Raw genomic sequence first — 24,695 nt, 5'->3', positions numbered from 1 at the left:
GCCGATGGTACTGCAGGGGGGACCCTGTGGGAGAGTAGGACACCGCCGGACACCATTCACGATGGCCACCCAGAAATGGGTGGCCATCGCTGTTTAACCGGTCGGTCTCTGTTCGAGGACGAACAGGGCCGGCCGGAGCGACGATGACCGTCGTCGCCCGACTCCGGAACGAGGAGCAGCGATGACTCAGCACGACCCGACGCCCTCTCCGGAATCGAGGCCGCTCCAGAACGGCTTCGACGTCGTGGAGGAACACGTCCTGTCAGACGAGCTCCTCCGGATCGAGCAGACTGCGCTCGACAAGAGGGCAGCCGGATACGTCCAGCTGCAGGAGCAGCTGCGCATCCGACTCGAGAACGCCGACCGCGACCGATGACCGAAGACTCGCGACTCGACTCGGCTCTCGCCGAACGGGGCATCGCCCGGTCCCGCACCCATGCCGCTCGGATGATCGCCGACGGTCTGGTGACGGTGGACGGCGTCCCTGCACTGAAGCCCTCGATCCGCGTCCGCGACGATCAGGACGTCGCGGTCGCCGGCCTCGACCACTACGTCAGCCGGGCCGCCCACAAGCTGCTCGCCGCCCTCGACACCTTCGCGACGGTGCGAGTCGCCGGCCGGAACGCTCTCGACGTCGGGGCGTCGACGGGCGGGTTCTCGCAGGTCCTGCTCGAGCGCGGCGCCGCCTCGGTGATCGCCCTCGACGTCGGGCACGCGCAGCTCGCTCCCCGGATCCGGTCCGACGATCGCGTCCACGTGGTGGAGGGGTTCAATGCGCGGGATCTCACCGCCGCCCGGCTCGCCGAAGCCGCCAGGACCGAGATCGTCCCGGACCTGGTCGTGTCCGACGTGTCCTTCATCTCCCTGCGGATGGTTCTGCCTCCCGTCGCCGCCTCCGTGGATCCGCTCGCCGACTTCGTGGTGCTGGTGAAGCCGCAGTTCGAGGTCGGCCGCTTGGGAGTGCGGGAGGGGATCGTCCGGGATCCGCAGCTGCGTCGCGAAGCCCTCTCGGACGTCCTGTGGTCGGCGTGGGACCTGGGGCTCGGCGTCGTCGGGCTGGCCGAGTCGCCACTCCCGGGGGGCGCTGGGAATCGCGAGTATCTGGCGCACCTCCACCGCGACCGCGGAACGATTCCGACAGAATGGAGGGACGCGGTCACCGCGCTCACCACCGGATGACGCGATCGTGTCCGCCGCTGTCGACCGACCAGAAGGACACACCCTCGATGCAGTCCCCTCGTGACGAGCGCAACATCCTCGTCGTCGCCCACACCGGACGGACGGACTCCCTCGATGCGGCGGTCCTCGTCGTCGAGCGCCTCCGGAACTCCGGCGCCCACCCCGTCCTCTGCGCCGACGACAAGGGCGACATCGTCGCGGTCGCTCCGGATCTGAGCGACGTCGCCGTGCTCGGGTCCAACGTCCCGCTCGAGTCCATCGAGCTCGTGTTCGTGCTCGGCGGGGACGGGACCATCCTCCGCGCAGCGGAGATCGTCCGGTCCGGGACGGCCCCTCTGCTCGGCGTGAACCTCGGCCACGTCGGGTTCCTCGCGGAGAGCGAGCGGGACGATCTCGACGACGCCGTCGCCCGTGCGCTCGACGGCGACTACGCGGTCGAGGAGCGGATGACCCTGCAGGTGCGCGTCAAGATCGACGAGGCCGTCGTCTACGAGACCTGGGCGCTCAACGAGGCGACCGTCGAGAAGGGCAGCCGCGAGCGGATGCTCGAGGTCATGGTGGGCGTCGACGGACGTCCGCTGTCGAGCTTCGGCTGCGACGGCATCGTCGTGTCCACTCCGACCGGTTCCACCGCTTACGCCTTCTCCGGGGGCGGCCCCGTCGTGTGGCCGACCGTCGAGGCGATGCTCCTCGTTCCGCTCAGTGCCCATGCCCTCTTCGCGCGGCCCCTCGTCGTGGGCCCGTCGTCGAGCCTCGCCGTCGAGGTCAAGGAGAGGACCGACGGCGTCGGCGTCCTCTGGGCCGACGGCCGGCGCGCCTACGAGCTGCCGCCGGGAGCGCGCGTCGTCTACCGGCGCTCGCCCGTGCCCGTGCGCTTCGCACGCCTGCACGACGCCCCCTTCACCGATCGACTCGTGCACAAGTTCGGTCTCCCCATCCGCGGATGGCGGGGGTCGGCGGAGACGGAGTAAGGCCCGATGCTCGAAGAGCTGCAGATCCGCGACCTCGGAGTGATCGCCGAGGCGACGCTCCCGCTCGGACCGGGCTTCACCGCGGTCACCGGCGAGACCGGCGCCGGCAAGACGATGGTGGTCACGGCGCTCGGCCTCGTGCTGGGCGCGCGCTCGGACGCGTCCGCGGTGCGCTCGGGAGCGAAGCAGGCCTGGGTGTCGGGGCGCTGGCTGGTCCCCGAGGAGGGCCCGGTCGCCGAGCGCGTCCACGACGCCGGCGGCGATCTCGACGGCCCGGAGCTGCTCCTCGCGCGGTCCGTCTCGGCGGAGGGACGCGGGCGAGCCGTCGTCGGCGGCCGGAGCGCACCGGTCAGCGTGCTGAGCGAGCTCGCCGATCAGCTGGTCGTCGTGCACGGGCAGTCGGACCAGATCCGCCTCCGCTCCGCCGCGGCGCAGCGCGAGGCGCTCGACCGGTTCGGCGGACCCGGTCTCGCCGACGCCCTCCGCGACTACGCGAGCGCCTTCGAGCGTTGGCGGGCCAACCGGGAGGAGCTCGACTCGCTCACCGAGGCCCGGGAGACGCGCGCCCGCGAAGCCGAACGGCTCCGCTCCGCCCTCGCCGAGATCGAGGTGGTCGCCCCCCAGCGCGGGGAGGACGTCGAGCTCGCGGCGCAGTCCGCCCGGCTCGGGAGCATCGAGCAGCTCCGGCTCGCCGCCGGCGAGGCCCGCGAGGCGATCTCGTCCGAGGAGCTGGACGGGCGGGACGCGCTCGGGCTCCTCGAGACGGCGCGGCGCGTGCTGGAGCGGGCGGCCGAGCACGACGCCGCGCTGCAGCCGACGGTCCAGACGCTCGGCGAGGCGGCGGTGCTCCTCGTCGACGCCGCCGGAGGGCTCTCCTCGTACCTGGCGGAGCTCGACCTCGACGGCGCGCACGACCTGGAGCTGATCGAGAACCGTCGGGCGGAGCTGTCCCTGCTCGCCCGCACCTACGGACCGACGCTGGACGACGTGCTCGACCTGGTGGACTCCTCCGGACTCCGCCTGCTCGAGCTCGACGGCGACGACGAGAGGATCGCGGCTCTCGAGGCCGACACCGCGGCCGACGCGGACCTCGTCGACCGCCTCGCGACCCGGCTGACCGAGCTGCGGACCGCGGCGGCCGCCGAGCTGGGGGAGCGGGTCAGCGACGAGCTCACCGCGCTGGCCATGGCGGATGCGCGCCTGCACGTGAAGGTGACGGCCGCGGGGGAGCCGAGCATCCACGGGCGCGACTCCGTCGAGATGCTGCTCCAGCCGCACACCGGGGCCGCACCCCGGCCCCTCGCCCGCGGAGCCTCGGGAGGCGAGCTCTCGCGGGTGATGCTCGCGATCGAGGTCGTGGTCGCCGCCAACGACCCCGTGCCGACGTTCGTCTTCGACGAGGTCGACGCAGGGGTCGGCGGAGCGGCGGCGATCGAGATCGGCCGACGGCTCGCGCGGCTCGCCGAGACGTCGCAGGTCATCGTGGTGACCCACCTCGCGCAGGTCGCCGCATTCGCCACGAACCACCTCCGCGTCGAGAAGGGCTCGGACGGCGCGGTGACCTCGAGCGCCGTGACGCAGCTCGACTCCGAGGAGCGGGTGTCCGAGATGGCGCGCCTGCTCTCGGGGCTCACCGACTCCGCCAACGCTCTCGCTCATGCGCGGGAGCTCCTCGAATCGAGTCGGCGGGGCTGATCGCGAGCGGCCCTGGACGACATCGATCCGTCCCGGACGGTCCGCCGCCGCCGTTCTGCTGTTACGGTGGAACCCCGTGGTGGACTTTACGAACGCGGGCCTTTCCTCTTCTTCTCCCTCGGATCCCGAGGGCTCCTCCAGGTCCTCGACCCGGAACGCTTCGACGGCCGGGCAGGACGCCCCCTCGAAGATCACGAAGCACATCTTCGTCACCGGCGGTGTCGTCTCCTCGCTCGGCAAGGGACTCACGGCCGCGAGCCTGGGCAACCTGCTGACCGCGCGCGGGCTGCGCGTCGTCATGCAGAAGCTCGACCCGTACCTGAACGTGGACCCGGGGACGATGAACCCGTTCCAGCACGGCGAGGTCTTCGTGACCGACGACGGCGCCGAGACCGATCTCGACATCGGCCACTACGAGCGCTTCCTCGACATCAACCTGAACCAGGCCGCGAACGTCACGACCGGCCAGATCTACTCGCGGGTCATCGCGCGGGAGCGCGCCGGCGAGTACCTCGGTGACACGGTCCAGGTCATCCCGCACATCACGGACGAGATCAAGCGGCGCATGCGCCTCCAGTCGGAGGACGACCCGCAGCCGGACGTCATCATCACCGAGATCGGCGGCACCGTCGGCGACATCGAGAGCCAGCCGTTCATCGAGTCGGCCCGCCAGGTCCGCCACGAGCTCGGCCGCCGCAACGTCTTCTTCGTGCACGTCTCGCTGGTGCCCTTCATGGGCGCCTCCGGCGAGCAGAAGACCAAGCCCACCCAGCACTCCGTCGCGGCGCTGCGCTCGATCGGCATCCAGCCGGACGCGCTGGTGCTGCGGAGCGACCGGCCCGTGTCGGAGTCGAACAAGCGCAAGATCGCGCTGATGTGCGACGTCGACGAGCAGGCCGTGGTCAACGCCAAGGACGTCGCGTCGATCTACGAGATCCCGCAGATGCTCAACGAGCAGGGCCTCGACGCCTACATCATCGACCAGCTGGGCCTCCCGGCCGGCGAGGTCGTCTGGGACGGCTGGTCGCGACTGCTCGAGGCCGTGCACGAGCCCAAGCACGAGGTCACCATCGGCCTGGTCGGGAAGTACATCGACCTGCCCGACGCCTACCTCTCGGTGACGGAGGCTCTGCGAGCCGGCGGCTTCGCGCAGCAGACGAAGGTCGCCATCCGCTGGATCGCCTCCGACGGGCTCGAGGACCCCGAGGCTGCGGCCAAGGCGCTCTCCGAGCTCGACGGCATCTGCGTGCCCGGCGGCTTCGGCATCCGCGGTATCGAGGGCAAGCTCGGCGCGCTGCGCTTCGCGCGGGAGAACGGGATACCGACCCTCGGGCTCTGCCTCGGCCTGCAGTGCATGGTCATCGAGTACGCCCGCAACGAGGCCGGCCTCGAGGGGGCCTCGTCGTCGGAGTTCGACCCGGAGACGGAGTTCCCCGTCATCGCGACGATGGCCGAGCAGGTCGAGATCCTCGCGTCCGGGGACATGGGCGGCACGATGCGCCTCGGCCTCTACACGGCCGAGCTCGCCGAGGGCTCGATCGTCGCCGAGGTGTACGGCGCACCTGAGGCTGCCGAGCGCCACCGTCACCGCTACGAGGTCAACAACCGCTACCGCGACCGGATCGCCGAGGCGGGGCTCTGGTTCTCGGGCCTCTCGCCCGACGGCCACCTCGTGGAGTACGTCGAGCTGCCCCGCGAGAAGCACCCCTACTACGTGGGCACGCAGGCGCACCCGGAGCTCCGCTCGCGCCCGAACGCCGCGCACCCGCTCTTCCGCGGCCTCGTGACCGCCGCCCTCGAGCGCCAGGAGGCCTCGCGCCTCTTCCCGGCATCGGAGGCGGGCGCCGATGAGTGAGCCGCTGTCGGACGAGCTCGTCGAGCCGGAGGTCCTGACCAGTGAGCGCGTCTTCGACGGGATGGTCTGGGGCGTCCGCGCCGAGACGTTCCGCTACGGCGGCGGCGAGCTGCGCCGGGAGTTCCTCGATCACACGGGAGCCGTCGCCGTGCTGGCCCTCGAAGACGAGGACCGCGTCGCCCTGATCAAGCAGTACCGGCACCCTGTCCGCACCCGCGAGTGGGAGATCCCGGCCGGCCTGCTCGACGTCGAGGGCGAGGATCCCCTGGTCGCCGCTCAGCGGGAGCTGGGCGAGGAGACGGACCTGCAGGCCGAGCGCTGGGACCTGCTCTCGGAGTTCGCCACCTCGCCGGGCGGCAGCGACGAGGTCATCCGGATCTACCTGGCCCGCGGGCTCTCGTCCACCGGCTCCGCCTTCGACCGCGAGGCGGAGGAGGCGGACATGGAGCTGCGGTGGGTGCCGCTGGACGAGGCGGTCGAGGCGGTCCTCGCCCGCCGGGTGCAGAACCCCTCGCTGACGATCGCGGTGCTCGCGGCGCACGCGTTCCGCTCGCGCGACTGGGACGGGCTGGGCGACGCGTCCTCGCCGTGGACGCGCCACCCGCGGGTCCGCCACCCCCGGGGGTGAGCCCCCGCGCCTGCGCCGAGGCGTACCTCCGGCAGGCGAGCGTGGAGCGCGGGCTCTCGGCGCACACGCTCGCGGCCTACCGGCGCGACCTGGAGCTCTACCTCGGCTGGCTCGAGGAGCGCGGGACCGTCGATCTGGCGCAGCTCGGACGGGTCGACCTGGGGGAGTTCTCCTCCTGGCTGGCCGCACGCCCGGAGCGGCCGCTCGCGGCGAGCTCGCGCGCACGGATCCTCTCGAGCGTCCGAGGGCTGCACCGCTTCGCCCTCGAGGAGGGGGTCGTCGCGGACGACGTTGCCCGGGACGTGATGCCGCCGAAGGTCCCGATGACCCTGCCGAAGGCGGTCACGGTCGAGCAGATGGCGGCACTGCTCGACGCGGCGCGCGGCGAGGAGCTCGCGGACCTGCGGGACCGGGCCCTGCTGGAGCTGCTCTACGCGACGGGCGCGCGCATCTCGGAGGCGGTGGACCTGAACGTCGACGACGTGGTCGCCGCGGAGGTGGTGCGGCTGACGGGCAAGGGGTCCAAGCAGCGGATGGTGCCGCTCGGCCGCTTCGCCCGCGAGGCGGTCGACGAGTACCTCGTGCGTGCGCGGCCCGAGCTCTCGCGGAGGGGACGCGCGACGCCGGCGCTCTTCCTGGGGGTCCGCGGGAGCCGCCTGTCGCGGCAGAGCGCCTGGCTGGTCATCCGCGCCGTCGCCGAGAAGGCCGGGCTGGACCGGGAGATCTCGCCGCACACCTTCCGGCACTCCTTCGCGACCCACCTGCTCGCGGGCGGCGCCGACGTCCGCGTGGTGCAGGAGCTCCTCGGGCACGCCTCGGTGGCGACGACGCAGATCTACACGCTGGTGACGGCGGACACGCTCCGGGACGTCTACACGTCCGCGCACCCGCGAGCGCGGCGCTAGAGCCGCGGCCCCGCGCGGCGGGGCGCGGCGGCCGGGGAGCGGGGCGCCGGTACACTCGTCGGAGGCCGCGCGGGAGCGCACGCCGCCACGGAAGCGAGGACGACGCAGGTGACACGCAAGACGGACGACAAGGCCGAGCTCACCGGTCTCGAAGCCCCGACGCTCGGCCCGACCGGCCGCCCCCTGCGCGACTTCCCGCTGCCGGTGGAGCTCACCGGTCACGGCCCCGCTCGGATCATCTCGCTCTGCAACCAGAAGGGCGGCGTCGGCAAGACGACGACGACCATCAACCTGGGCGCGACCCTCGCCGAGTACGGCCGCCGCGTGCTGGCCATCGACTTCGACCCGCAGGGCGCCCTCTCGGCCGGCCTCGGGGTCACCACCTACGACGCCATCACGATCTACGACCTGCTCCTCGGCACCGTGAAGGACCCGGCCGAGGCGATCCGGAGGACCCGCGTGCCGGGCCTGGACGTCATCCCGGCCAACATCGATCTCTCCGCCGCCGAGGTCCACCTCGTCAACGAGGTCGCGCGCGAGCAGATCCTCGCCCGGGTGCTCCGCAAGGTGAGCGCGGACTACGACGTCATCCTGATCGACTGCCAGCCCTCGCTGGGCCTGCTCACGGTCAACGCGCTCACCGCGAGCCACGGCGTCCTCATCCCGCTCGAGTGCGAGTTCTTCGCGCTGCGCGGCGTCGCCCTGCTGATCGAGACGATCGACAAGGTCCGCGACCGGCTCAACCCGGTGATCGAGCTCGACGGCATCCTGCCCACGATGTACGACTCCCGCACCCTGCACTCGCGGGAGGTGCTCGACCGGGTGGTCGACGCCTTCGGCGACAGCGTGCTCGAAACGGTGATCGGCCGCACGGTGAAGTTCCCGGACGCCAGCGTGTCCGGCGTCCCGATCACCCAGTTCGCGCCCGAGCACAACGCCGCGAAGGCGTACCGCAAGCTCGCCAGGGAGCTGATCTCGCGTGGCGCGGTCGCCTGAGGTCCTCCTCGAGGAGCGCGCCGCTCCCACCGGGTTCCACCTCGCGCTGACCAACTTCGAGGGTCCGTTCGACCTCCTGCTGAGCCTCATCGCGAAGCAGCAGGTCGACATCACCGAGATCGCGCTGAGCGCCGTGACGGACGAGTTCCTCTCGTACCTGCACGGGATCGACTCGCTCGAGGGGCTGGACCGCGCGTCGGAGTTCCTCGTCGTCGCCGCGACGCTCCTCGACCTGAAGATCGCCGGACTCCTGCCCCAGGGCGAGCTCGTGGACGCGGAGGACGCGGCGCTGCTGGAGGCGCGAGACCTGCTGTTCGCCCGGCTCCTGCAGTACCGCGCCTTCAAGCAGGTGTCGTCGTGGTTCGCCGAGCGGATCGCGATCGAGACCGCCCGCCACGTGCGGGACGTGCCTCTGGAGGAGGAGTACCGGTCCGCGAAGCCGGAGCTCGTCTGGACCCTGTCGCCCGCCGACTTCGCCGCCCTCGCGACCGTCGCCCTCGCTCCGCGCGAGCTGCCGACGGTGGGCCTGGACCACCTGCACGCCCCGCAGATCAGCATCCGGGAGCAGGCCGCGCACGTCGTGGCGATGCTGCGCGCCCGCGGGAGGGCCACCTTCGGCGAGCTGATCGCGGACGCCGACGAGAAGGGCGTGATCGTCGCGCGGTTCCTGGCCGTGCTCGAGCTCTACCGGCACGCCGCGATCTCGTTCGACCAGCCGGAGCCGCTCGGCGAGCTCACGCTGCGCTGGGTCGCCGAGCAGTGGAGCGATGCGAGCCTCGCCGCGCTCGGAGCCGACTATGACTCCTGACGCCGGCCCCGGGACCGTCGCGTTCGAGATCGACCGGGCGGTCGAGGCGATCCTGATGGTCGCGGACGAGCCGCAGCCGCTCGCCTCCCTCGCGACCGCGCTGTCGAGGCCGATCGCCGTGGTCCGCCAGTCGATCGAGCGCCTGGTCGCCGACTACGACGGCGCCGACGGGGCGATCCGCCGGGGCTTCGAGCTGCGCGAGGTCGGTGCCGGCTGGCGGATCTACGTGCGCCGCGAGTACGACCCGGTGGTCAAGGACTTCGTCCTGACGCAGAACCCGACGCGGCTCTCGCAGGCGGCGCTCGAGACGCTCGCCGTGATCGCCTACAAGCAGCCGGTCTCGCGCGGTCAGGTCGCGCAGATCCGCGCGGTCAACGTCGACTCCGTCGCGCGCACCCTCCTCGGCCGCGGCCTCATCGCGGAGGTCGGCCACGACCCCGAGACGGGCGCGGTCCTCTACGGCACCACCGAGCAGCTGCTCGTGCACCTCGGCCTCACCTCGCTCGACGAGCTGCCGAAGATCTCCCCCCTACTGAGCGACGGAAGAGACGGATTCGATGAGCGCGCCTGACAGCGGCCCCGACGGCGAACGACTGCAGAAGGTCCTCGCGGCAGCGGGGGTCGCCTCCCGACGAGTGGTCGAGGAGATGATCGTGGCGCGGCGGATCCGCGTCAACGGCGAGGTGGCGGACGAGCTCGGCCGCCGCATCGATCCGGCGACCGACCGGATCGAGGTCGACGGGGTCGCGGTGCAGCTGGACACCTCGCGCCGCTACGTCATGCTCAACAAGCCGATCGGCGTCGTCAGCTCGCTGGCGGACGAGAACGGACGCACCGACCTCAGCCTCTACACGAAGAACTTCGAGGAGCGGCTGTTCAACGTCGGGCGTCTCGACGCCGAGACCTCGGGCCTGCTGGTGCTGACCAACGACGGCGAGCTCGCCCACGTCCTCGCGCACCCGTCGTTCGGAGTGACGAAGACCTACATCGCGAAGGTGCACGGGCAGGTGCTCCCGCAGACGATCGCGACGCTGACCACCGGGATCGAGCTCGACGACGGACCGGTGGCCGCCGACAAGGCGCGTCTCCTCGGCCGGCCGGAGGGCCGCTCGAACGCCTCGCTCGTCGAGATCACCCTGCACTCCGGTCGCAACCGGGTCGTCCGCCGGATGATGGCGGCGGTCGGCCACCCGGTGATCGAGCTCGTCCGGCGCCAGTTCGGGCCGCTGCACCTGGGCACCCTGCGCTCGGGCGATCTGCGCGACCTGACCCGGGAGGAGCTGGGCGCGCTGCTCACGATCGCGCGGCAGGGCGGCGAGGCGGTGGCGGCCGCTCCCGCGGTCCCCTCGAAGAAGGTGAGCGCGGGTGCGCGGCGGCCCCGGCCTGACAGCGGCGAGCGCGTCGCCCCGGCAAAGCGCGGCTCGGCCGGGCGATCCTCGGATCGCGGCGGATCGTCCGGACGGTCGTCCGACCGCGGCGGCTCGGCGGGACGGTCGTCCGATCGCGGCGGCTCCTCCGCCGGCGGCGGGCGGAGCGACGGTCCTCCGCGCCGGTCCGGCGCCGACAAGCAGCGCCGCGCCGATCGCTAGGCTGTCGGGGTGAACGAGCTCCTGCACCCCGCGCCGCCCGCGATGCGGACGACCGGGACGGTGCGGGTGGTCGGCTCCGGACTACTCGGCGCCTCCATCGGCCTCGGCCTCGCCTCCCGCGGGATCGACGTCGTCCTCGACGACGCCTCGCCCGCGAGCCTCTCCCTCGCCATCGACTACGGGGCCGGCCGCGCCGCCTCCGCCGACGACCGGCCCTCCGTCGTCGTCGTCTGCGTCCCCCCTGACGTCACCGCGAGCGTCGTCGAGCGCGAGCTCGCGGCGCACCCCGGAGCCGTCGTCACCGACGTGGCGAGCGTCAAGACCCAGCCGCTGCGCGAGCTGCGCTCCCGCGGCGTCGACCTCGCCCGCTACATCGGCTCGCACCCGATGGCCGGCCGCGAGCGCGGCGGACCGGTCGCCGCGCGGGGGGACCTCTTCGTCGGTCGGCCCTGGGTGATCTGCCGCGACGGCGAGACCGCGCCCGACGCGCTCGCGCGGGTGGAGGGCCTCGCTCTCGACCTCGGCGGCACCATCGTCGAGATGGACCCGGAGGAGCACGACCTCTCGGTCGGCCTCGTCTCGCACGCCCCGCAGGTGATCTCGTCACTGCTCGGCCAGCGCCTCCTCGACGCCCCGAACGCGGCGCTCCGCCTCGCCGGGCAGGGCGTCCGCGACGTCTCGCGCCTGGCGGCCTCGGCCCCCGAGCTCTGGATGCAGATCCTGGCCGCGAACCGCGAGCACGTCGTCGCGGTGCTCGACGCCTTCCGCGACGACGTCGCCGCGGTCGCCGACGCTCTCCGCGACCTCGAGGCGCCCGGCTCGCGCCGCGTGCTCGCCGAGCACCTGGCCGCGGGCAACGCCGGAGTGGCGCGCCTGCCCGGCAAGCACGGCCAGGACCAGCGCTTCTCGACCCTGATCGTCCTCGTCGACGACTCTCCCGGAACCCTCGCGCGACTCCTGGTCGAGATCGGCGAGGCGGGCGTCAACCTCGAGGACGTGCGCCTCGAGCACGCGCAGGGGCGCCGAGTGGGTCTCGCCGAGATCTCGGTGGTGCCCGAAGCGGTCACGCCGCTGACCGAAGAACTGACCATACGCGGCTGGAGGATCGCCGGATGAGCACCGAGCAGAACAGGCAGGAGGGCGGCCTGAACAGGATGACGCCCGCCCGCCGGGCACAGCAGAGCATCCCGGAGGACGGGGGCGCGGCTCCCGAGCGCGAGGCGCGCTCCGAGGCCGCCGAGCAGGGCGACTTCGGCGAGGCCGTCGTGGTCGCCATCGACGGCCCGGCCGGCAGCGGCAAGTCCAGCGTGTCGAGGGCTGCCGCCCGCCGCCTCGACTTCGAGTTCCTCGACACGGGAGCGGCCTACCGCGCGCTCGCCTGGCACGGGCTCGACCGCGGCCTCGACTTCGAGGACCAGGACGCGATCGTCGACGCGCTCGACGGCTTCGACTACTCCATCGGCACCGACCCCGAGTCGTACTCGGTGTGGGTCGGTCCGACCGAGGTGACCGCCGCCATCCGCGAGCCCCGGGTGACCGCGCGGGTCTCGGCCGTGGCGAAGGTCCCCGAGGTCCGTCGGAGGATCACCCTGCTGTTCCGGAGGATCATCGGCGAGACGCGCCGGGAGGGCATCATCGTCGAGGGCCGCGACATCACGACGGTCGTCGCACCGACCGCTCCGGTCCGGATCCTGCTGACGGCGAGCGAAGAGGCTAGAATGGCCAGGCGTTCGCGCGAGGTCACCACGGAATCCGCCGAGGCGACGGGTCAGGCGCTGCGGTCGAGGGACCGCGCCGACTCGCAGGTGGTCGACTTCATGAACGCCGCAGAAGGAGTCACTCTTCTCGACTCCACTCATCTCGACTTCGAGCAGACCGTCGACGCGGTCGTCGCCGAGGTCCGAACTTCGAGAGCAAGGGCCGGTCATGGCACAGGATACGCACGTCGGTGACGACGAGCTGAACTTCGGAGACGACGACCTCGTCGAGCGCCTCGGCGACCTCGACGAGCAGCTCGCCTCCTCACGCGCGCAGGCGCTCCGGAGCGGACTCGAGGACTACGACCTCGACGAGGAGGACCTCGACCTCCTCGAGTTCGCCGGGGAGGACTCGGACGAGGTCCGCTACCTCCCCGCCCTCCCGGTCGTGGCGATCGTGGGCCGCCCCAACGTCGGCAAGTCCGCGCTGGTGAACCGCATCCTCGGCCGCCGCGAGGCCGTCGTCGAGGACACCCCGGGCGTCACGCGCGACCGCGTGTCCTACAAGGCGGAGTGGATCGACAGGGCGTTCACCATCGTCGACACCGGCGGCTGGGAGCCCGACGCCCGCGGCATCGACGCCTCCGTCGCCATGCAGGCCGAGATCGCCATCGACCTCGCCGACGCCGTCATCTTCGTCGTCGACGCGAACGTCGGCGCGACCGCGACCGACGAGCACGTCGTGAAGCTGCTGCGCAAGACGAAGAAGCCGGTCTTCCTCGCCGCCAACAAGGTGGACGACGCCCGCCAGGAGCCGAACGCCGCCTCGCTGTGGTCGCTCGGCCTGGGCGAGCCCCGCCCCGTCTCGGCGGTCCACGGCCGCGGCGTCGCCGACCTGCTCGACGCGGTGCTCGAGAAGCTCCCTCTGGAGTCGGCCGTCGCCAAGCGCGAGGTCGGCGGACCGCGCCGCGTCGCGATCCTCGGCCGCCCGAACGTCGGCAAGTCCAGCCTGCTCAACAAGGCGGCGGGGGAGGAGCGGGTCGTCGTCAACGAGCTCGCCGGCACCACCCGCGACCCGGTCGACGAGCAGGTCGAGATCGCCGGCAAGGTCTGGCGCTTCGTCGACACCGCGGGCATCCGCCGCCGCGTGCACCTCCAGCAGGGCGCCGACTTCTACGCGTCGCTGCGCACCTCGACCGCGCTCGAGAAGGCGGAGGTCGCCGTCGTCGTCCTCGACGTCTCGCAGCCGATCTCGGAGCAGGACGTCCGCATCATCGACCTGGTGCTGGAGTCGGGCCGGGCGCTCGTGCTCGCCTTCAACAAGTGGGACCTCCTCGACGACGAGCGCCGCCGCTACCTCGAGCGCGAGATCGAGACCGACCTCGCCCACGTGGCGTGGGCGCCCCGCGTCAACATCTCGGCCCGCACCGGCCGACACCTCGAGAAGCTCGTGCCGGCGCTCGAGCTCGCCCTCGAGTCGTGGGACACGCGCATCCCGACGGGCAAGTTCAACGCGTTCCTCGCCGAGCTCACCGCGGCGCACCCGCACCCCCTCCGCGGAGGCAAGCAGCCCCGCGTGCTCTTCGGCACGCAGGCCTCGTCGCGCCCGCCGACATTCGTCCTCTTCACGACCGGGTTCCTCGACCCGGGCTACCGCCGCTACATCGCGCGCCGCCTGCGCGAGATCTACGGCTTCCAGGGGTCGCCGGTGAACGTCAACATGCGCGTCCGCGAGAAGCGCGCGCGCTGAGCGCAGCCGCACCGTGTTCGGCCCGTGGGAGCTCCTCCCGCGGGCCGTCCGCGTCTCCGGGAGGAGCGGTCGTCGAGTCGAGGGGCGGATGCCACTCCGATGCGGCTCGATCGAGCGGGTCGGCCTCGTCGCGAGCGGGAATGACGGGCGGCGCGGTGCTGCCGAAGGCCCAGCGGCCTCCCTCGAACCGGGCGGTCGTCTCTCCGAGCGGGCGTCGGCAGGGCCGGGAGGCCGGTCAGTCGCCGGTGGCGAAGGGCCACCACGGCGGCAGGAGCCGTCGGTAGGCGGCGAGGTAGCTGCCGGGATCGCGGGGCGCGGGCAGACGGAGCCACTGCTCCATCAGGCCGACGGAGCCCGCCGCGAGGAACGAGGCCGTCGCGTCCTCGAGGAAGCCGAGCGGTGCGTCCGCGGCCGGGACGTCGAGGATCCCCGTGTCGAGCGTCGCGGAGACGGCGGTGCGGAAGTGCCCTGCCAGCATCGCGCGGAGGCCCGAGTCCCCGCCGGGGGCGTCGAAGGCGCGGAGGTAGAGGTCGCGGTGGCCGTCCAGGTGGCCGAGGACGCGGGAGGTGCCCTCGCGGATGCTCGCGTCGGTCGCGGCACCGCTCCGGAGCTGCTGGAGGTAGCCCTCCCGGATCGCGTCGAGCTCGTCCTGCAGGGCGGCGCAGAGCAGCTCCGCGGCGGACGAGGCGTGGGCGTAGAAGGTGGAGCGGTTCACGCCGGCGAGATCGGTGATCTCGGAGACGGTGAGGGTGGCGACGTCGCGGCCGGTCGCGAGTTCGACGATCGCCCGGTGCAGGGCCACCTGTGATCGCTTCTGCCGCGCATCCACTGCTGACGCCTCCCGAGCTGCCGACGGCGCGTCGACCCGTGCCGACGCGTTCCGCCCAGCGAGTCTACGGGGCCCGCTCGTTTTCACTTCCGGCGTCGGCATCCGCTAAGGTAGTCGAGTTGCCCGGGCCTCGGCCCGGTCTGCCACGGGCTGTGGCGCAGCTTGGTAGCGCACTTGACTGGGGGTCAAGGGGTCGCAGGTTCAAATCCTGTCAGCCCGACGGAAAGCCCTGATGAGACCACTGGTCGTCGTCAGGGCTTCCGTCGTTTCCGGGCCTCGTCGTGACGCTGCGGACCGCTCACCGGAGCGCTGCGGCGACCTCGGCGAAAGCCACGCGACGTCGAGCGGAGCGCGCCTCCCGCTCGGCGGGATCCCGTGCCCAGAGCGCCTGTCGCGACGGATGGAAGGTGCGGATCACCGTGAGGCCGCGCTCGCGCTCGATCGCCGGGTGCCGCCTGAGGAGGCGCCGCCAGCCGTGATCGGCGTCGCCGCCCTGCAGGAGGACCACCTCGACGTCGGGGGCGAGCGCGAGCAGATGCAGGACGGTCTCGACGCCGGCGTCGAGCTGCTCGGCGTTCGGGGCCCGGTTGATGTACCAGGGGTAGGCGTTCCACGGCAGCAGGTCGGCGGGGGCGAGGCCCACCTCGTCCATCAGCCCGGCCATGAGCTCCGCCGTCGGGTCGTCGTTCTCGGTGCAGAGGAAGCCGCTTCCGATGCCGTCCTGAGTGGCGGGGCCGGGATCGCGGAGGACGCTGAGGACGCGCGCCTCCACTCCGCCGTGCAGGGGCGCGACGTAGGGCAGCCAGCCGCGTCCGTAGGGGTTCCGCAGCTCGTCGACCCAGCGGTTCACGGGAGCCACGTGCGGTGCGTAGCGCTGCTCCCACTGGGCGCGGCGGAAGGAGAGGTCGGCCATGGAGCGGGGCATGTCCGCACCCTAGAGGGTGACCGGGGCGGCGCGGCACCCTTCCTGGTCGTCGGCCGTGCCGGCGGCGTCCGGACTGAGAGGCCGGAGCGGCATGCACGGCGTCTCCCCGACCGCCCGCAAGGGCGGCGGCAGGCCGGCTCCCTAGCGTCGGTGGACGTGACCCACTCCGCTCCGCTCGCCCGCTGGTGGCGCGAACGCTGGTGGGCGCGGCTCACCCTCCTCGCGATCCTGTGCGGTTCGACGGCCCTCACCGGCTGGAATCTCGCCCGGGGCGGAGACGCCGTCTTCTACGAGGCGGCGGCACGGTCGATGTCGGAGTCGTGGCACGCGCTGGCGTTCGGAGCCTTCGATCCCGCCGCCACGGTGACGCTGGACAAGCTGGCGGGGTTCGCGGTGCCGCAGGCGCTGAGCATCCGGCTGTTCGGCATGTCGACGTCGTCGATCGCGCTGCCGCAGCTGATCGAGGGGCTGATCACGGTCGCGGCGTGCTCGGTCGTCGGGCTCCGGTGGGGCGGCCGGGGGCTCGGGCTGGTCGCGGCGGCAGCGGCGGCGAGCACGCCGATCCTCGTGTCGATGTTCGGGCACCCGATGGAGGACGGGCTGCTCACGGCGGCACTCGCCGTGGCGCTGGTGTGGTGGCAGCGCGCGGTGCTGACGGAGCGGTGGTGGCCGCTGCTGATGACCGGGCTGTCCATCGGGATCGGCTTCCAGGCGAAGATGATGCAGGCCTGGTTCGTCCTGCCGGCGCTGGTGGTGGCGACTCTCGTCGGGGTGCGCGGGTGGCGCCGAGCGCTCGCCTGTGCGGGCGGGCTCCTGGCCGTCGCGGTGGGCGCCTCGGTGGCGTGGATGGTCGCGATGCAGGCGGTGCCGGCAGGGGACCGGCCCTACATCGACGGGTCGACGGGGAACGACGTCTTCGCGATGGTGTTCGGGTTCAACGGGCTCGACCGGCTGATCCCGGGAGCGGTGCCCGGCGCCGTCGTCGCTTCCGCCCACGTGGCGACGATGGGCGGAGCAGCGGGGTCTTCGCCGGCCAAGCTGCTGCTGGCGCAGTACGCGACGCAGGTCGGCTGGCTGTATCCCGCGGCGCTCGCCGGGCTGGTGCTCGGCGCCGTGCGCTGGTGGCCGCGGCGGGGGAGGCGGGGAGGTGCCCGCGGTGCCTTCGCCCTCCTGGTCTGCCTCGCGGTGTGGCTGGTGACAGCGGCGGGCGTGCTCTCGGTGGCGACGGTGCCGCACATGGCGTACGTCGCGGCGATCGGCGTGCAGCTGGCGCTCCTCGCCGCGCTGGGCTGGGCGGAGGGGGTGCGGCTGCTCGCGTCGCCCCGGGTCGGCGCGCGGCTGGTGCTGCCGCTCCTCCTGGTCGGGCAGACGGCGTGGAGCGCGGCGCTCGCCGTGGGCGGGCAGCTGCCGTCGGTGCTGGGCCTGCCGCTCGCGGCGCTCGCCGGAGCAGGGCTCGTCGTGGTCGCGGTGGCGGCCCGGTGGAGTAGGGGCGGTGCGGCGGCGAGCAGAGGCGCGGCCCGGCATCGTTCGATCGCGCTCGCAGCGGCCGTCGTGATCCTGGCAGGGCCGATCGCGTTCAGCCTCCAGGTGCTCGACGCGTCCCTCGACGGGTCGGGCGGGGACGCGCTCGTCGGCCTGCGCTTCCCGCAGAGGGCCGAGACCTCGGCTCCGTTCGCGGTCTCGTCGCCGGACGCGGTCGGCGGGCACGACTCGATGACCGCCGACGAGACCGCACTGGTCGCCGCTGCTCGTGCCGCCGGCAGCGGGGTGGACGGAGCGCCCCTGTTCCTCACCGACTCCTGGGCGATCTCGGCGCCGATCATCACGGCGACCGGCGCGAGCGTGCTCACCGACGGCGGCTACTCCGGCCAGGCGCGGGTCTTCACCGAGCAGGACGTCGCCGGGATGATCGCGGCAGGACGCACGCCTCTGCTGGTTCTGAAGAACTCGGCGCCACCGACCGAGTCGGTGCGGAAGGCCGTGGTGGCGGACGGATGCACACAGCTGCAGGAGTGGGGGCCGGCGGCGACGGAGTCGGGAGAGCACGCCTCCGCGGTCACCGGGTTCTCGTTGTGGCGGTGCGTGGCGATGCCGCACGGCTCGGCGGGCGGGGTGTCGGGTGCCGGCCAGTGACGCCGTAGGGCAGTTCTCGCCTGGACGAGATCGGCTCCCGCCGGAACGATCGCCCTCGTCCTTGCGCTCGACGGGTCAGGCCAGGCCGAGGAGGTCGAGCGTCCAGGCGTGAGCGAGGACGTTCTCCTGGTGGGACTCCTCGGGCGTCAGTCCGCTGAGGTGACCGCCCGAGGTCGCACGGAGGACGACGTGCGCGGGATCGTCGCGCTCAGCCACTGCCCGGTAGGCGCTTGCGAATTCCGCGATCGCCGACGCGTCGACTCGGGCATCGCGGAGACCGGCTCGAATCCACGCGCGCGGAAGCGGTCGGCTCCGCCCCACCATTGTGGCGATCGTCGCGAGTGGAGAGAGCCCGCTCGCGAGGATCCAGTCAGGGTCACCGAACTCCTCACGGTCGGACGCCGCCGCGGCTGCGGAGCGATCATCGAGCGCGCCGACGGGATCGAGGAAGGGATGCACGAGGTGGAGGCCACGGAGTTCTGCGGGGCGACGGAGGCAGACCGTCGCAGCGACCAGCGCGCCCGCGCTCGCCGCGGTGAGAAGGAGCCGGTGCGAGTCGATCCCTGGAAGCTCACGAAGCAACGCCAGGCAGGCGAGGAGGTCCTCGATCGGGCGCTCGCGGCCGAGGCCGGTCGCCTGCCGATGCCACTCCGGGCCGTTCTCTCCGCCCCCGCGGACATGGCAGTAGGCGATCGCGGCTCCGCGCGCGAGGAGGTCGTCCGTGAAGGGATCGAACGGCCCCTCGAGGCTGATGCCGTAGGCGCCGTAGACGTGGACGACGACGGGACAGCTGTCGGCGCCGTCAGGAGTCATCAGGGTGAGCGGGACGAGGGTGCCGTCCCGGCTCGGCGCAGTGAGTGACGTGACCTTCATCCGTTCTGTGACCTCGGTGGCGAGTGCCTTACCCGGTACAGGGGTGACGCAGTGGGCGCGGTGAGCAGGGGAGGAGACGAGCATGATCGGGTGGCGGGTGATCGGATCGACGGCGGGAACAAGGGTCCCGGCCGCCGGCGCGAGCCAGAGCGCGTCTGCCCCGCCGCCGGGCAGCCACACCGCTCTCCTGCCGGACGACCGACCGAGTACGAAGAGCTCACCCTGGGCCTCCTGCAGGTGCTCCGCCTGAAGGGCCTTCGGAACGGGAACCTCGAGAGGACGCGTCGAGCCGGTCATCCGGACGACTCCGTGCCGTCGATACAGGACCGCGAGGCCGCCCCTGCAGGCGGAGACATCCGCGTTCTCCGTGCCGAGGTCGAGGCGACGGCACGTCGGGGGACTGCTCTCCTCTCCGGTCAGCACCCAGTACCGGGAGTCGCGCGCCCCTCTCGATGCGAGTACGGCGATCGCCCCGGCGACGCTGCGCAGATCGAGCCTCCGAGCCTGATCGGGCTCTTCGAGCAGCACGTGGGGAGTCGTCAGGCTGCGATGCCACCAGACCGCCTGCCAGGGCCGACCCGCGTCGTTCCGCCTTATCCAGAGGAATCCGTCCGAGAACGATCGGATGCGCGGGGAGACGGGGCGCTCGTCCTGAACGATCTCGACGGCTCCGCTCATGGTCGCGACGGCGACGCGGATGCGGTGATGCTCATCACCGTCCTGATCGCTCACAAGTGCGAAAGCGGCGGCGCCCGGCGAGAGCACCAGAGACTCCTGCGGTGCGATGACGAGGGTGTGCTGCACGGGGCGCCCGTCGGGATCCCGGAGGAGCACCTGCCGGGGGCCTGTCGGCTCCGCGGCTGCGCTCGACGGCTGCAGAGCTGCGAGATGTCGCAGCCGTCCGGCGATCGCAGAAACCCGAGGCGGCAGTGCGTCGCGACCCGTGATCACGTCAGACACCCTGCTCACGCAACCTCGGTCCAGGGGGACGGCGAAGCCGAGCCTGCGCGGGAATCAGGAGGATCAGCGAGAGCACGATCCACGAGCCGATGAGGCCGAGAACGACGCTCGGGACCGGCCAGATCACTACCCCTTCGCCCAGTGCTGCGCGACTGACGAGCCAGCAGACCGCGCCGGTGGCGGCGACGGGTGCGGCAGCTGCTGTGGAAGCGGCGAGGGACATCGCGAGGCTCTCGGAGACGACGAGCCCGATGATCTGTCGGCGCTGCAGGCCCGCTGCCTGGAGCAGGGCGATCTCGCGCTCGCGGTTCTGCGCAGAGAGAGCGACGACAGTGGCGCTGGTGGCGAGCATCGACACGGCTACGACTGCGACGATCGTCAGAACATCGGTGAGATCGGCGCGGGTCCCGGGCCGGACCGCCGTCGTCATGGCGACGACGGACTCCACCGCGCACAGGAGCACGGCGATCGCCCCCAGCCCTGCCGCGAGCGGCGCGATCGTGGCGGTGCTGACCTGCACCCGGGCTGCTGCCGCGCGGATTCCGAGAGCCGCGACGACGAGACCCGATCGGGCGGAGAGCGCGTGCAGAGCCCGGAAGACGAGCGCGATCACCTCCGGGCAGAGGAGGTAGACGGCCACGAGGACGCTGCCTCCTACGTCGACGGCCAGGTTGAACATCGGCGCCGGTCCGGTCGCTCCGAGTTCTCGAGCAGAGGCGGATGCCGTGACAAGGCCGGAGGCGATGAGGAGGAGGGCGATGCCGCAGCCGATCCGCACCGCGCGCATCGCCGTACCCGGTCGACCGCTCCTGACTTCACGCAGCGCGGCGCTCGGCGGCGTGCGGGCGGCGCGGCGCGCGGGCAGGACTCCGCCCGCCAGAGCGGTGAGCGTGCCGAGCGCCAGCGTGACCACCGGAGCCCAGGGCGCGAGCGAGAAGCTCGGAAGATCGACCTCGGACGAGACGGCACCGTTGAATGCGGGAACCGCCCAGAACGCCAGCAGTGTCGAGAGGAGCGCTCCGATGCCGGCGCCGAGGAGACTCACGATGCCGAGCACGAGGAGAGTGACGACGAACACCTGGGCTCGGGAGGCGCCCAGCAGGAGCCAGAGCGCGTGCGTGCGTCCTGTGGCCAGAACGCTCGCTCGGCCGACGATCGTCAGGGCGACCCAGCCGACGAGCGCCACGACAGTGTAGATCGTGATCGAGAGGATCCGGAACTCCCCGAGCGCGACGCCGGCCTCCGTGACAGCGGCGGTGAATGCGGGGTCGCCGGTCCAGGCGAACTGCTGAACGCACAACCCGATCAGCGTCGCCATCAGGGCGACCACAGCGATCGCGGGAGACCATCGGCGCCACTCGTCGGCGAACAGGCGTACGACGTAACGGGACACGAGTCAGGCCCCGGCCTCTTCGAGGATGCTCAGCAGCTCATGGCTGGTGCAGCGTCCGGTCGTCCGCACGGTCCGACCATCGTGCATCACCACGACCGTGTCCGCGAGGGCTGCGGCGTCGAGATCGTGCGTGACCATCACGATCATCTGGCCCTCGTCCGCCATCGTCCTCAGAGTCGACAGGACGACCCGCGAGCTCTGCGAGTCGAGGGCGCCGGTCGGCTCGTCGGCGAAGACGATGCCGGGCCGCCGTGCAAGGGCGCGGCAGAGAGCGGTCCTCTGCTGCTCACCTCCCGAGAGCGTTCGCGCCGGCGCACGGCGCCGGTCGCGCAGGCCGAACGATTCCACGAGTCCACCGATCAGATCGTGCGGCACGGGTGATCGGTCGAGCCTGAAGGGGAGCGCGATGTTCTCCTCGACATCGAGGAAGGGCACGAGGTTGTACTGCTGGAACACGAACCCGATCTGGGCGCGGAGCATGCGAGCGCGATCGGCCGCTGACAGCCTGTTCACGTCCCGGCCGTTGACCTCGACGACGCCGGACGTCGGCCGGTCCAGTCCGCTGAGGCACATCAGGAGAGAGGACTTGCCGGAGCCGGAGCGGCCGACGACAGCGGTGAGCCCGCCCCCTTCCAGATCGATGTCGCAGCCCCGCAGGACGGTCGTCCGCTGCCGGCCTACGGTGATGACCTGCTCGACGGCTCGAGCCTGGAGGGTGGGGATCATGAGCGTTTCTCCTCGACGAAGGTGGGGACGTCTTACTCGTGAGACGCCCGCGATCCACGTCATGCTGGATCGCGGGCGCCCGGTAGCGACTATCAGCAGTTGCCCCATGTGATCGAGCTGGGCCAGCCCGGGCACGGCGAGATGACGCTGAAGGTGCTGACGCGCGCGGCGTCGTGCGCGTCGGCCTCACCTTCGAGGGTCTGGAAATCGAGGATCCGGTTCATGTGATCACCTCCTCTCCTCGTCTCGGGCCGACTCGGTCAGAGTCCGAACGGCAGGGCGGAGCGTCCGGTCTCGAGCTCGTCGAGCGCTGCGAGCACTCCGAGCGAGCCGGTCAGGAAGTCCGACGAGAGTCGGAGGTTCTGGTTGCCGCGGAAGAAGACGCCGGTGTCGTCGAGCACGGCGTGCAGGCGCAGCGACCGGACGTGCGAGCGGAGGACCTCCTCGAGTTCCGCGCTCGGGCGGTGCAGTACGCGGCGGCGGAGGTAGACGAGGAATCCGGACAGACCGTGGGCGAGTGAGGCCTGCGCGCACTGCTGGTAGGACGCGGCGGCGTCGATGGACGCGAGGGGATCGGCGAAGAGCTCCTCGCCCGTGACCCGCCGCAGCTCCAGGATCGCCAGGCCGGGCCCGGTCGAGCCGATCCCCAGGTAAGGAAGAGTCCTCCATCCCTCATCGAACTCGAGAGTGTTGTTCCGGGTGATCGCACAGCGCGCCAGATCGGCGTCGACGGCTCGTATCGCGAGCGTGATGTACAAGTCGTCGCCAGTGGCTTCGTGGAGTCGGGCGAACAGGATCGCGGCCGCAGACCATCCGTGCAGGAGGCCGACGGAGGCTCCTCGGACGTCCTCATCGAGCAGCGTGGTGAGATGGTGGGCCGCCTCCGACGGGTCCCCTCCGTCTGCGAGCTCGGCGAGCCCTGCACCGGCCCACCCCGACCACAGCGTCGGACCTGAAGGGGCGGCCGAGGGCCTGCGGTCGAGGACCTCGAGTGTGCGCGCGAGTCCTGCCTGGCGAGCCGCGTAGCGAATTCCCTCGCGTCCGCAGAGACCACGCGACCGCACCTGGGCCACGCGAGCGGCGAGCCAGTGATCGGCGGCCTCGAGGTCGACATCTCCGGATCGTCCTAAGACAGCGACGACTCCAGCCGCGCCGTAGGGGAATCCGGCACGGTGGTCCGCGCTGTCGCGGGCGAGGACAGGGATGTCTCCGGGAACGACCGGCGAGTCGTCCGTCCACTGAAGCACCGATGCGACACCGCGGGCGATCTGGCCGCGCAGCTGGTCGTCCGAGAGGGCGGCGAGTCGACCGACGTCTTCGTCGATCGACCTCTGACCGGAGGCGGGGAGTACGTCGAGGGTGGAGGTCCTGATCGACCGCAGCACGGCGGGCGGAACCGCGAGATCGTCTGCGGCTGCTCGGAGGAGCTGCTCGATCTTCGCGACGTTGCCCTGGTCGGCGATCGTCGCTTGAGGGAAGAGGAGATCGAGTTCGAGGATGCCGAGCGACCACTCGTCCGCTTCCGTCCCCTTCAGGCCTTCCAGGGGCTCGTAGCCGGGCGCTCCCTGGCGACAACGCCACTCCGGATCCATTCGATGCGCGAACTCGAAGTCGAGGAAGCACGGGTGCGTGCCGTTCCGCATGATGACGTTCTTCGGGTGGATGTCGCCGAGCAGCCATCCTGCGCGGTGCACGGAGGCGAGAGCAACGTCGAGGCGAGCGACGGTCGTGGTCAGCCAGGAGGTGTATGCAGGGTCACCGACGCGCCACGGTGCTGGTCGGAGCAGCGGAGTCCTCGTCATCCATTCGCGCTTCAGATCGTTCCCCTCGATGTACTCCATGACCAGGTATCGGTGCTCCCAGGCCGTGAAGGATCCGTAGAAGACGGGTACGCAGTCCAGGGACTGCAGATCGACGAGCACCTCCTCCTCATGAGCCAGGCGAGTCACGGCGTCGACTCCGTCGGCGTCCAACCCGGCGTGCGGGCGCGCCTCCTTGAGGACCACGATCGTCCCGATCGGCACGAATTCGTCGGTCGTCGCTTCAGCGAGATAGACACCACCACCGTTCGAGAAGTGCAGCGCTGAGAGCATCGTGAAGCCGAAGGCGACCTCTTCCTCGTTCTCCGCCCCGACAGTGACGGACTCCGGTAGTGAAGCCCACGGGGGAGGTGTGAACGTCGGCCGCCGGACGTCCTCCACCTCGTTCCCGTCCGGGTCGAGCACCGTCGAGACGAAGCCGCTCTCCGTCTCGGACGGGACGAAGGCGCCGTAACGGAAGTGCACAGGCCCGGACTTCCACCGCCGGTCGGACAGTACGTACGGGCCTCTGAACCCGCGAAGACGGACGTCGAGGTCCTCCAGCGCTCGGGCGAACTCGTCGTCCGAACCGGGATACACGGTGATGAACTTCCCAGCTCCCGCTCGATCGGCGTACTTGCCGTTCTGCATCAGAAGGTGAGAGGTGGTCGAGAGATGCTTGAAAGGCAGTCGGGAGGCGAAGCAGTAGCGTGCAGCAGCGGCGAGGACCTTCTCCGCGTCATCGAGTGTCGACGAGAGGTGGAGCTTCCATCCCTGACGAGGGAGGAGGCAACCGTCCGGCATCCAGTTCCGCCACGGCCGCGACTCCCTCACCTGCCAGTCCTCCGGAGCGAAGGACGCGACGTCGAAGGCGTCGCCATCGATGTCGTCCCCCTCCTCGGCGACCGCGTAGAACGGGTTGCCCGGGCGGCAGTACCGGAGATATTCGAGGTCGAGCGGCATCGCTTCCCTTTCCTGTCCGAC

Annotated in this window: 21 protein-coding genes, 1 tRNA gene and 1 pseudogene; 16 read left to right on the top strand and 7 right to left on the bottom strand. The window is 71.6% G+C overall.

What is annotated here, in order from left to right; genetic code table 11:
• Positions 1-181 precede the first annotated feature (181 nt).
• The 14 genes and pseudogenes from C5C50_RS09485 to der all read left to right on the top strand — a co-directional run bounded on the left by C5C50_RS09485 (position 182) and on the right by der (position 14,073).
• Entirely contained in the window at positions 182-376 is a 195-nt protein-coding gene (locus C5C50_RS09485; protein WP_104261116.1) for a hypothetical protein, read from the top strand.
• A complete protein-coding gene (locus C5C50_RS09480) occupies positions 373-1,179 on the top strand; it encodes a TlyA family RNA methyltransferase (protein WP_104273324.1) in 807 nt (268 codons plus the stop codon). The genes C5C50_RS09485 and C5C50_RS09480 overlap by 4 nt, the downstream gene beginning before the upstream one ends.
• A gap of 47 nt (positions 1,180-1,226) precedes the next feature.
• A complete protein-coding gene (locus C5C50_RS09475; RefSeq protein ID WP_104273323.1) occupies positions 1,227-2,150 on the top strand; it encodes an NAD kinase in 924 nt (307 codons plus the stop codon).
• Positions 2,151-2,156: 6 nt separating this feature from the next.
• Positions 2,157-3,845 (top strand): DNA repair protein RecN, encoded by a 1,689-nt coding sequence (recN, locus tag C5C50_RS09470; RefSeq protein WP_104222499.1) that lies wholly within the window; start codon positions 2,157-2,159, stop codon positions 3,843-3,845.
• A gap of 190 nt (positions 3,846-4,035) precedes the next feature.
• Complete coding sequence (locus C5C50_RS09465) at positions 4,036-5,700, top strand: CTP synthase (RefSeq protein ID WP_104222604.1); 1,665 nt, start codon at positions 4,036-4,038, stop codon at positions 5,698-5,700.
• Positions 5,693-6,328, top strand: coding sequence for an NUDIX hydrolase (locus C5C50_RS09460; protein WP_104273322.1), 636 nt, complete (start codon positions 5,693-5,695; stop codon positions 6,326-6,328). The genes C5C50_RS09465 and C5C50_RS09460 overlap by 8 nt, the downstream gene beginning before the upstream one ends.
• Positions 6,325-7,233: a site-specific tyrosine recombinase XerD gene (gene xerD, locus C5C50_RS09455; RefSeq protein WP_104273321.1), complete on the top strand. Its 909-nt coding sequence runs from the start codon at positions 6,325-6,327 to the stop codon at positions 7,231-7,233. Before C5C50_RS09460 ends, xerD begins: the two co-directional genes overlap by 4 nt.
• A 108-nt stretch (positions 7,234-7,341) precedes the next feature.
• A complete protein-coding gene (locus C5C50_RS09450; RefSeq protein ID WP_104222502.1) occupies positions 7,342-8,229 on the top strand; it encodes a ParA family protein in 888 nt (295 codons plus the stop codon).
• Complete coding sequence (locus C5C50_RS09445; protein ID WP_104267431.1) at positions 8,213-9,037, top strand: ScpA family protein; 825 nt, start codon at positions 8,213-8,215, stop codon at positions 9,035-9,037. The genes C5C50_RS09450 and C5C50_RS09445 overlap by 17 nt, the downstream gene beginning before the upstream one ends.
• Positions 9,027-9,608: an SMC-Scp complex subunit ScpB gene (scpB, locus tag C5C50_RS09440; protein WP_104225420.1), complete on the top strand. Its 582-nt coding sequence runs from the start codon at positions 9,027-9,029 to the stop codon at positions 9,606-9,608. Before C5C50_RS09445 ends, scpB begins: the two co-directional genes overlap by 11 nt.
• A pseudogene (locus C5C50_RS09435) lies at positions 9,595-10,353 on the top strand (pseudouridine synthase); the annotation flags it as partial. The gene scpB and the pseudogene C5C50_RS09435, both read left to right, overlap by 14 nt.
• Before the next feature lie 315 nt (positions 10,354-10,668).
• Positions 10,669-11,742, top strand: a complete 1,074-nt coding sequence (locus tag C5C50_RS09430) for a prephenate dehydrogenase (protein WP_104273329.1) — start codon at positions 10,669-10,671, stop codon at positions 11,740-11,742.
• The gene (gene cmk / locus C5C50_RS09425) at positions 11,739-12,578 is read left to right on the top strand and encodes a (d)CMP kinase (RefSeq protein WP_258063687.1); all 840 of its coding nucleotides are present in this window, start codon (positions 11,739-11,741) and stop codon (positions 12,576-12,578) included. Before C5C50_RS09430 ends, cmk begins: the two co-directional genes overlap by 4 nt.
• A complete protein-coding gene (der, locus tag C5C50_RS09420) occupies positions 12,553-14,073 on the top strand; it encodes a ribosome biogenesis GTPase Der (protein WP_104222506.1) in 1,521 nt (506 codons plus the stop codon). The genes cmk and der overlap by 26 nt, the downstream gene beginning before the upstream one ends.
• A gap of 235 nt (positions 14,074-14,308) precedes the next feature.
• Here the strand turns inward: der and C5C50_RS09415 are convergent, their stop codons facing one another.
• Positions 14,309-14,875, bottom strand: coding sequence for a TetR/AcrR family transcriptional regulator (locus C5C50_RS09415; RefSeq protein WP_104225419.1), 567 nt, complete (start codon positions 14,873-14,875; stop codon positions 14,309-14,311).
• Positions 14,876-15,048: 173 nt separating this feature from the next.
• Here C5C50_RS09415 and C5C50_RS09410 point away from each other — a divergent pair.
• A tRNA-Pro gene (locus tag C5C50_RS09410) sits at positions 15,049-15,122 on the top strand.
• Between the two features lie 78 nt (positions 15,123-15,200).
• Here C5C50_RS09410 and C5C50_RS17295 read toward each other — a convergent pair.
• Complete coding sequence (locus C5C50_RS17295; protein WP_104273319.1) at positions 15,201-15,827, bottom strand: uracil-DNA glycosylase; 627 nt, start codon at positions 15,825-15,827, stop codon at positions 15,201-15,203.
• Positions 15,828-15,983: 156 nt separating this feature from the next.
• Here C5C50_RS17295 and C5C50_RS09400 point away from each other — a divergent pair, with 156 nt between their 5' ends.
• Positions 15,984-17,960, top strand: coding sequence for a glycosyltransferase family 39 protein (locus C5C50_RS09400; protein ID WP_104273318.1), 1,977 nt, complete (start codon positions 15,984-15,986; stop codon positions 17,958-17,960).
• A gap of 75 nt (positions 17,961-18,035) precedes the next feature.
• Here the strand turns inward: C5C50_RS09400 and C5C50_RS09395 are convergent, their stop codons facing one another.
• The 5 genes from C5C50_RS09395 to lanKC form a co-directional block, all read right to left on the bottom strand.
• Positions 18,036-19,637 carry a prolyl oligopeptidase family serine peptidase gene (locus C5C50_RS09395; protein WP_146085879.1) on the bottom strand — a complete coding sequence of 534 codons (1,602 nt, stop codon included), beginning with the start codon at positions 19,635-19,637 and terminating at the stop codon, positions 18,036-18,038.
• A gap of 148 nt (positions 19,638-19,785) precedes the next feature.
• Complete coding sequence (locus C5C50_RS09390; RefSeq protein WP_104273316.1) at positions 19,786-21,186, bottom strand: FtsX-like permease family protein; 1,401 nt, start codon at positions 21,184-21,186, stop codon at positions 19,786-19,788.
• A gap of 3 nt (positions 21,187-21,189) precedes the next feature.
• On the bottom strand, positions 21,190-21,912 hold the full coding sequence (locus C5C50_RS09385) for an ABC transporter ATP-binding protein (protein WP_104225415.1): 723 nt from the start codon (positions 21,910-21,912) through the stop codon (positions 21,190-21,192).
• A 92-nt stretch (positions 21,913-22,004) separates the two neighbouring features.
• Entirely contained in the window at positions 22,005-22,136 is a 132-nt protein-coding gene (locus tag C5C50_RS17290; protein ID WP_258059251.1) for a hypothetical protein, read from the bottom strand.
• Positions 22,137-22,172: 36 nt separating this feature from the next.
• The gene (gene lanKC, locus C5C50_RS09380) at positions 22,173-24,674 is read right to left on the bottom strand and encodes a class III lanthionine synthetase LanKC (protein ID WP_104273315.1); all 2,502 of its coding nucleotides are present in this window, start codon (positions 24,672-24,674) and stop codon (positions 22,173-22,175) included.
• Positions 24,675-24,695: the final 21 nt, after the last annotated feature.

The sequence above is a fragment of the Rathayibacter sp. AY1D9 genome (assembly GCF_002932395.1).
Lineage (GTDB): Bacteria > Actinomycetota > Actinomycetes > Actinomycetales > Microbacteriaceae > Rathayibacter.
Note: the sequence above shows the minus strand (reverse complement) of the source record. Positions and strands in the feature narration are given on the sequence as shown.